The 8,117-nt window shown below is 45.8% G+C and carries 8 protein-coding genes and 1 pseudogene; 2 read left to right on the top strand and 7 right to left on the bottom strand.

Annotation, left to right across the window (positions count from 1 at the left end; all coding sequences use genetic code 11):
- Nucleotides 1-21 precede the first annotated feature (21 nt).
- From ACERC5_RS03885 to ACERC5_RS03910, 6 genes and pseudogenes are all read right to left on the bottom strand, one after another.
- Nucleotides 22-1,017 (bottom strand): alpha-ketoacid dehydrogenase subunit beta, encoded by a 996-nt coding sequence (locus tag ACERC5_RS03885; protein ID WP_373660180.1) that lies wholly within the window; start codon nt 1,015-1,017, stop codon nt 22-24.
- Between the two features lie 476 nt (nt 1,018-1,493).
- Entirely contained in the window at nt 1,494-2,462 is a 969-nt protein-coding gene (locus ACERC5_RS03890; protein WP_373660181.1) for a thiamine pyrophosphate-dependent dehydrogenase E1 component subunit alpha, read from the bottom strand.
- Between the two features lie 169 nt (nt 2,463-2,631).
- The gene (locus ACERC5_RS03895) at nt 2,632-3,183 is read right to left on the bottom strand and encodes an NADPH-dependent FMN reductase (RefSeq protein ID WP_373660182.1); all 552 of its coding nucleotides are present in this window, start codon (nt 3,181-3,183) and stop codon (nt 2,632-2,634) included.
- Nucleotides 3,184-3,321: 138 nt separating this feature from the next.
- Nucleotides 3,322-3,744 (bottom strand): MarR family winged helix-turn-helix transcriptional regulator, encoded by a 423-nt coding sequence (locus tag ACERC5_RS03900; protein WP_373658605.1) that lies wholly within the window; start codon nt 3,742-3,744, stop codon nt 3,322-3,324.
- 496 nt (nt 3,745-4,240) lie between these two features.
- Nucleotides 4,241-5,491: an NtaA/DmoA family FMN-dependent monooxygenase gene (locus ACERC5_RS03905; RefSeq protein WP_373660183.1), complete on the bottom strand. Its 1,251-nt coding sequence runs from the start codon at nt 5,489-5,491 to the stop codon at nt 4,241-4,243.
- 72 nt (nt 5,492-5,563) lie between these two features.
- Nucleotides 5,564-6,544: pseudogene (locus tag ACERC5_RS03910) on the bottom strand (NAD(P)H-dependent flavin oxidoreductase).
- 118 nt (nt 6,545-6,662) lie between these two features.
- On the opposite strand from ACERC5_RS03910, the gene ACERC5_RS03915 reads away from it, so the two are divergent.
- Nucleotides 6,663-7,037 (top strand): winged helix-turn-helix transcriptional regulator, encoded by a 375-nt coding sequence (locus tag ACERC5_RS03915; protein WP_373660184.1) that lies wholly within the window; start codon nt 6,663-6,665, stop codon nt 7,035-7,037.
- Between the two features lie 15 nt (nt 7,038-7,052).
- On the opposite strand, the gene ACERC5_RS03920 is transcribed toward ACERC5_RS03915, so the two are convergent.
- Nucleotides 7,053-7,271, bottom strand: coding sequence for a helix-turn-helix transcriptional regulator (locus ACERC5_RS03920; protein ID WP_018368440.1), 219 nt, complete (start codon nt 7,269-7,271; stop codon nt 7,053-7,055).
- Between the two features lie 125 nt (nt 7,272-7,396).
- Here ACERC5_RS03920 and ACERC5_RS03925 point away from each other — a divergent pair, with 125 nt between their 5' ends.
- A complete protein-coding gene (locus ACERC5_RS03925; protein ID WP_373658607.1) occupies nt 7,397-7,939 on the top strand; it encodes a hypothetical protein in 543 nt (180 codons plus the stop codon).
- The last annotated feature ends 178 nt before the right edge of the window (nt 7,940-8,117 follow it).

Consider the following 8,117-nt stretch of genomic DNA (forward strand, 5'->3'; position numbering starts at 1 on the left):
AAACTAAAAGAGTCTGAGCGATTAGCCCTTGTTAACAGACTTGTAGATAGCAGCCTTAATCTTCTCAACAGTTGGAAGCATGGCTTGCTCAAGAACACGGGCATAAGGAACTGGCACATCTTCTGATGCCAAGCGAATGATTGGCGCATCAAGGTAATCAAAAGCGTCACTCCCAGCAACTTGTGAAGCAATCTCACCGATGAAGCCACCTGTTTTGTAAGCGTCGTTGACCAAAATCAGGCGACCTGTTTTCTTAACAGAGTTGAAAATCATCTCTTTGTCAAGCGGAATCAGGGTACGTGGGTCAACAACTTCAACGCTGATGCCTTCAGCAGCCACTTCGTCAGCAGCTTGGATAACGCGCTCAAGCATACGACCGTAAGACACGATGGTCACGTCAGTACCTTCACGTTTGATGTCACCTTTACCAAGTGGAATGTAGAAATCTGGATCTTGGTTAACTTCTTCTTTTTTACCGTAAAGGGCTTTTGGCTCCATGAAGATAACGATGTTGTTATCGCGGATAGATGACTTCAAAAGACCTTTAGCTTCGTTAGCGTTACCAGGAGCAACCACTTTGATTCCTGGAATATGTGTCAACCACGCTTCAAGTGACTGGGAGTGCTGCGCTGCAGAACCGATACCTGATCCTGATGCGACACGGTAAGTGACAGGGGTAATGAGACCACCACCGAACATGTAGTTGTTTTTTGCACCGTTGTTCACAATCGCATCAAGGGCAATGGTGATGAAGTCCATGAAGGTCAAGTCAATGATTGGACGTAAACCAGTGATTGCCGCACCAACCGCTGCACCAGCGATTGCCGCTTCTGAGATAGGCGTGTCGCGAACGCGTTTTTCGCCAAATTCAGCTAACATGCCGACAGAGGTACCGAAGTCACCACCGTAGACACCAACGTCTTCACCCATCAGGAAGACATTTTCGTCTTTACGCATTTCTTCGCTCATGGCAAGGTTAATCGCCTCACGCATAGCCATCAATTTTGTTTCAGCCATTTTGTGTGTTTCTCCTGTGTTGTTTATGAAAAGATTTTTTCCAATGATTGTTTTCTTTTTGATAGATTCTTAGGTGGCAGGGACGGAAGCGACTGCCTACGGCATTCCATTCCTAAGTTTTGAGCCTAAGGTCTCAAAACTTCCCTTGTGGCATCAGCTTAAAATCTGATGCCACCTTTGCCACAGCGAATCTATCGTTTAATTGCTCGCTTCGCTCGCTGATTTGTCCAGCAAGCATCGGCTCTTTTTAGCCTACGACACGGAGTTATCACTATCGATAACACAGCGATAACGTAGTTAGTAAGGTCAGTAGGCAGACCGCCATAGCGGCTGACGAAACATTCAGATTTCAGTCTGAATATCCTACAACCACGCAGTAGACAGCTGGCTCTGCCGTTGCTAAACGCTCGGCAATCCCCTAACTGTCCTTGCGGGGGTCTCGCAACGGAGTGATAAAGTCACTCCTGCTCGGCCGCCTAATCTACCCAAACGTCCTCAAAGGCTACTGAGAGTTCAGGGTCTGGACTGTTTACGGCAAATTCATAGGCATCGTCGACTTCTTTGACCACTTGAGCATCGATGGTATCAAGATCCTCGTGCGTTGCAATTCCTTCTTTGGTCAAGTAGTCGCGGTACTTGATCATTGGGTCTTTTTTCTTCCACTCTTCAACTTCTTCTTTGGTACGGTAAACACCGGCATCCGCTGTTGAGTGCCCGAACCAACGGTAAGAAATCACTTCAACGATAGCTGGTCCGTTTCCACCACGCACATGCTCAACTGCTTTGCCCATTGTTTCGTAAACCGCCAACACATCGTTTCCGTCTTCTACGTAGAAGCCTGGGATCCCGTAAGCTTCCGCACGTGTGTAAAGGTGAGGCGTGTTTGTCGCTTTTTTGATATCCATAGAGATACCATAGCCGTTGTTGATGATGAAGAAAATCACAGGGAGTTTCCATGTTGCTGCCATGTTCACAGACTCGTGGAATGACCCCTCGTTGGTCGCACCGTCACCTGAGAAAGCAACAGCGATGTTGTTGGTACCTTTGTACTGTTGGGTAAGAGCTGCACCGACAGCCATGGCGTAACCACCACCAACAATACCGTTAGTGCCGTAGTTGCCACGTTTGAAGTCTGCCAAGTGCATAGAGCCACCACGACCTTTAGATACACCAGTCACTTTACCAGCAAGCTCAGCCATCATGGCATTCAAGTCCATATCTTGCGCGATAGACTGACCGTGACCACGGTGGTTTGAGAAGAAGCAATCATCATAAGTCAAGTGTTGTACTGCACCAACGTTGGCAGCTTCTTCACCAACTGAGAAGTGAGTCATCCCTTGAACAAAGCCACGACGAACCAGTTTGTTAATCCGCATATCGAATTCACGAATGCGCTGCATTTTCAAATACATTTCCAAATGTATCTCTTTTGAGAGTGTTACCATTTCGGCCTCCAAATTTTTTAGATTACCTTATTATTTTATCGGAAAAATTCACAAAGTGCAAGAATTTCAACCGCTTTCTCAACTGTTATAGGTCAGTTTCGGTTTTTAAAAAGTTGTTTTTTTCACAAAGTAAAAATCTCGTTCAAAACGAACAAGATTTTTAGTAAGCTTAGTTAATGGCAGCTAAAACCGCATCTGCTTGAGCAGAGAGTTTAGCAATCGTTTCTTCAGAAACGGTCAACTCACCTGTTGCCCAAGCTTCTGGGTTAACCAAAGCGCCAGTGAACTCACCAACAGGTTGAGTACGGATGAAAGTCAAGAGTTGTTGGAACTCTGGGAAGAGGTGGTCGTGACCTGCGTTAGCCACTGATGACACAGTCGTTACTTTTGAATCAATCGCTGATGGACCGCGAGTTTCTGACAAATCAAGAGCACGGCTGAGCCAATCAGTCAAGTTTTTCAAGACACCTGGGATAGAGAAGTTGTAGATTGGTGAGAAGAACCATACCGCATCAGCAGCAAGCACCGCATCACGCACAGCTTGTACCGCAGGAAGCGTTGGGACTTCCAATTCTTGGTTAAAGAGTGGCACTTGACTGTAGTCCAAGTAAGTCACTGTTGCACCTTTCTCAGCTAAAACCTTCTCAGCAGCTTGAGCCAACTGGTGGTTAAATGACCCTTGACGCAGTGACCCTACGATAAACAAAATATTTTTTGACATAACTGTTTCCTCCTTTTTTGAAAACAACGATTTGATTGAAGTAATGATAGACATGCTATCTCCTTAAAATAGATTTACAGCAGATATTACTATATAGTTATTATACAACAGGCTAAAAAAATTTGTAAAGTCTTTTGCTTACAAATTTTTGAATTTTTTAAGCAGGGTAATCAACTGCTCTTGTTCATCATCGGTCAGAACAAACATGGCCTCTTCGACCTTGGTTAAATGCTCTGGCAGGACACGCTCGATTAACGCACGACCCGCTTCAGTCAAACCAACGAGCTTAGCACGTTTATCCTCAGGACAAGTTTTTGTCCACACCCAGCCATTTTTTTCCATATTTTTAATGACCACGGTCATGTTACCAGAAGTCGCTAATAAGCCTGATAAAATCTGCCCAACTTTTTGCTCCCCTTTGCTGTAGAGGTAATCCAACACGCCAAACTGGGTATGGGTGATGCCATACTCGCGTAGATTCGGCACAACATAATTATCGATCGTCAACTGTGCCTTTCGAAAGACAATATTAGCTTTCTGGGCTAGTCTTTTCTCATTCATGATTTTTCCTCCATACGATATCCGCTATTTATCCTACTATATGACCGATAATAAAGTCAAGATAGGAGACTGCAAAAAAATAATGACGCACAAGCGGTCATCTGGCAACACGCAACGCTGTCCATCACTCTACACATCGCTTAAACAAGCTAAAATTAGCTGTTTGAGGCGGCAAATTGAGCAAGAAAACGTTCCCTTATATATTGTACGGGCTATTCAACCAATAACATGTATGGTCGAGCTATCGTTCACTCGGTGTTCGTCCCGCTAAGGTTTAACAGCCTTAACGCACTCAACAGTGAGGCATTGCCTAATCGGATCTCAAAAACTACCTCTGAACTGGCAGTAACGCTCAAGAATCGCTTCCCTATTTTAATGACAATAAAATCGAGAGGCTGGGAGCTTTACCCAACCTCTCTACAAGAATCTTTCAAAACATGTTATAGCGAGCACATCATTTCTATGCTCAACTGATAACATCTGCTTGTCCGAAAAACTAATCCCTCACCCCATACTGGTAAGGTACATCGAGGTGCTCCCGTAGGGTTTCACCTTCATAATCCTTATGGAAAATGCCGCGTTCTTGGAGAATTGGGACGACTTCGTCGACAAAGCGAGGCAAATCGACGGCATAGACATCTGGCATGACCCAGAAGCCATCTGCAACCCCTGCTTCAAACCAAGCCGTCATGTGGTCAGCAATGTCCGTATCATTCCCGACCGCTGTAAGGTGGTAGTCAATCACTGAATGATAGACGATTTCTCGCAAGGTCCAGCCTTCACGCGCTACCTTGAGGACATTTTCCAGACGTGGGTCGCTGTAAGGGGTGACCTGTACGGCATCCAAAATCTCTGGCGCAATCGGGCACTCAATATCAGCAGGCGTAAACTGGACGCCTAGCACATAGCCGATATGGGCGATGCGTTGCAAAAAGGTCTCACCATCGATAAAGCTAGCGTGGCGCTCTAGCGCAGCTTTCTTGTTATCCGCTAGCAAGGGCATGAGCCCTGCGATAAATTTGATGTCATCAGGGTGTCGCCCATTGTCCATAGCAGCTTGGCGAAGCGCCTGACGCATGGCTTGACCTTGCTCGATGGTCCAGACTTCACCGACAAAAACATTGGCATATTTGCCAGCGTAGGCAATGCTATTTTCCGACCCACCCGAGTGAAAAATGACTGGCTGGCCTTGCCTGGACGTTGGGATTGGCAGAGTACCTGCTGTCTGCACATAGTCGCCCTTGATGCTAACAGCTTTGACCTGGTCGTAGTCGGCAAATTCCTTGGTCTGGTGGTTGAGTTTAAGGGCGTCCTTTCCCCATGTTGCCCAGAGCTGTTGCACAGCCTCTGTAAATTCATAGGCCTTGCCATAGCGGTCAAAGCTGGTGGCTAGATTGACCCCGTAAGCATTGGCACTGACCCCGTTGGCCCCTGTGACCGCATTCCAAGCCACCCGCCCGTGCGTCAGCGCATCCAGCGTTTTGAACTGTCTAGCCAACTCATAGGGATTGGACCAAGAAGTCGCCCGCGTAATCCCCAGACCGATACGTGAGGTCTGGCTGCCTATGATACTGGCAATCAGCAAGGGATCCAAGCCCATGGTCTGCATGTCGCTGTTATGCGCTGCCTTGGTACCCGGAAAATCACCAAAGAACATGAACTGGAACTTGCCTTTTTCAGCCAGCTGAGCCGCTTGAATATCGACTGAAAGATCTGGATACTCCGAGAGTTTAACCTCTGGGTCCAACCACGATCGAAAATTTAAACCTGCCGCACCAAACAGGCGAGGCCAATCATCATTTGTTTCTTATCTGCCATCTTATACTAAATCCTCAATACCACTCATCAATTTATCCATAATCACTGCCACAGGCTCAATCTTGTCAATCAGGGAAATTCCCAAACCAAAGGACGCAAAGCCTTTGCTGAGGTCGCCAAAGAGTATGCCATCACGCATCCCATTGTAGCCACGCTGTACCTCGAAAATCTCTTGCTCTGTTGCTCCTGCTTGACTCATTTCCAAGAGTTTGTTGGGAATGTCGCCCGGTAAAGAGCGGTAGTAGGCAGGTACTGTGCGGTAGAGCAGCAGGTCAGAAGCTGTCGCTTTGAGCGCCATTTCCTTGATGTTATCCGCCAAAATGGCTTCTTCAGCCATCATGAAGGCTGTACCAACATAGAGCCCTTCCGCACCGAGGGCAAAGGCTGCGCGGGCCGTCCGAGCGTCCGCAATCCCACCAGCTGCCATGACAGGGACACGTCCTTTTGCAACATCGACAATCATCGGTACGATGGAAAAAGTGCCGATGACCTTCTCAGGTACTGTTCCCCCTTCATCAAAACCAGTTGCCACTATGATGTCAGCACTACCTTGGATGGCTTCCTAGGTGTTTTCGACGGTTGGCGTACCGGCACGAAAGACGACTTTGATGCCTTTTTCCTTAAATTTCGCTGTCCAGAAGGCGGAAAATTCACCGACCATGACTGCAACCTGAACCCCTTCTTCCACCATCAGCTCAAGCATAGGGCCTGTGAAGATGTCGGTCAACTCATGACCAGGAGCGACGTTAATGCCTAACGGTTTACCCGTTATCTCACGGGCGATGCGGATTTCCCGCCGCATGTTTTCGATGGTTTCCTCCACCGTCGTTTCTGCAACGGTCTGACCTGCACTGATACCAAGAACTCCCAAACCACCTGCGGCACTGACAGCGCCAGCGTATTGACCGTTGGTCAACCAAGCCAGAGGGCCTTGGATGATAGGTTTTTTAATCCCTAAAATGTCTGTAATCCGATTTGTCATCTGTTTTTCTCCTTTATCTGTGATACAATAAGTCTAACAGTTGCTTGACCCCTTGCCAAGACGGCAATTAAAAGTGGTCTGGTACACTTTTTTGTACTTTTTGATAGAAAGGGCGTTTATGGTCAAAATTTGTCCTCAAGGATTTTTCCCAGAAGATTTGGAAAACCCAACTCCACTCTTTTTTCTGCTCTACACCCACACCCTGCTCTCTGGACGATGGAAACCCATGATTCTCGAGTTTTTGGACAAGGGTGCCCAGCGTTTCAGCAGTATTCAGAAGCATCTGGGCAATCTCTTCCAAGGTTCTCTAACCAAGCAACTCAAGGAAATGGAGGCTGACAAGCTCATCGCTCGTACAGTTTATCCAGAGGTCCCACAGCGTGTTGAGTATCACCTGACAGACAAGGGCAGAGACTTGCTGCCTCTGCTTGAGCTGATGGTGGCATTTGGAGAGAGGTATCAGGGAGATGTCTCCACAAATATTAAAAGGTAGCGCAAGAGAACAACGCTACCTTTTATTTTCTCCACTACCATCATCAACAAAAGTCACCACATCATTTGGGCTACAGTCTAAAATCACACACAGTTTTTCTAGTGTTAATAAGGTAATATTTTTATTCTTTTTCAAACCATCCAGCGTCTTGTTATCAATACCTGCTTTCAGCAGTCGGTACTGAGAAATATTTTTGCGCTCCATGGTCGCCCAAAGTGGGGCAAAACTAATCATCAGACCGACTCCTTTCTGATTATTATTTTATCGTTCATGTGGTTATTTTCATATTGTGTTTATAAACACAATATGTTATACTTTTCTTGTGGATATACCCACAATATCAAAAAGGAGATGTTTCAATGAAACGACAATTACTAACACTTTCAGCCCTAGCGCTCACTAGTTTCGCTTTGGTAGCCTGTAACTCAACTAAAGAGGCATCAACTAAAGACAGCAGTCAGCCATCTGTTGTTAAGGCATCTAGCGAAACTTCCCAAAGCTCATCAGTCAAAACAAGTTCAACAAAAAAAGAGTATTCCCTCGGAGAGAAAATTAATATAGAAGATAAGGCAGAAGTCACCATTAAATCAGTTGCTTATACTGACGAACGCAATCAATTTTCAGATGCTCAACCTGATAAAGTCATTGTCGTAACCTATGATGTGACCAATCTATCTGAGGATGACTACTTTGTTGGATCAGAGTTAACACTCTACATCAATGGTAAAAAAATGGAGTCCTATCCTGTTGCGACTACTCTTGAAACAATTTCCGCTGGTCGAACTTATGAAAATGCCACTCAAGCCTTTGGTATCTCAGAAACTGGCAAAGGTGAAATTGAAATAAAACCATCTTGGAGTTGGGGAACAAAACCTGTTGTTGTCGCCTTTACACTTGAATAATAAAAAATCGCTCCGCTGATGACGGGGCGATTTCTCGTGTTTATTAGAGATAGTTGGCTCTATAATTTCTGTAGTGGGTAAATCCACCATGGAGATTATAGAGCCTTTTGAGTGTAGAAAAAAAGTTCCATATGACCTACAATGAAAAGTGCTTAAACAACTCATTAGAAAGACACAT

It is taken from the genome of Streptococcus sp. E24BD, from assembly GCF_041807825.1.
GTDB classification, from domain to species: domain Bacteria; phylum Bacillota; class Bacilli; order Lactobacillales; family Streptococcaceae; genus Streptococcus; species Streptococcus entericus.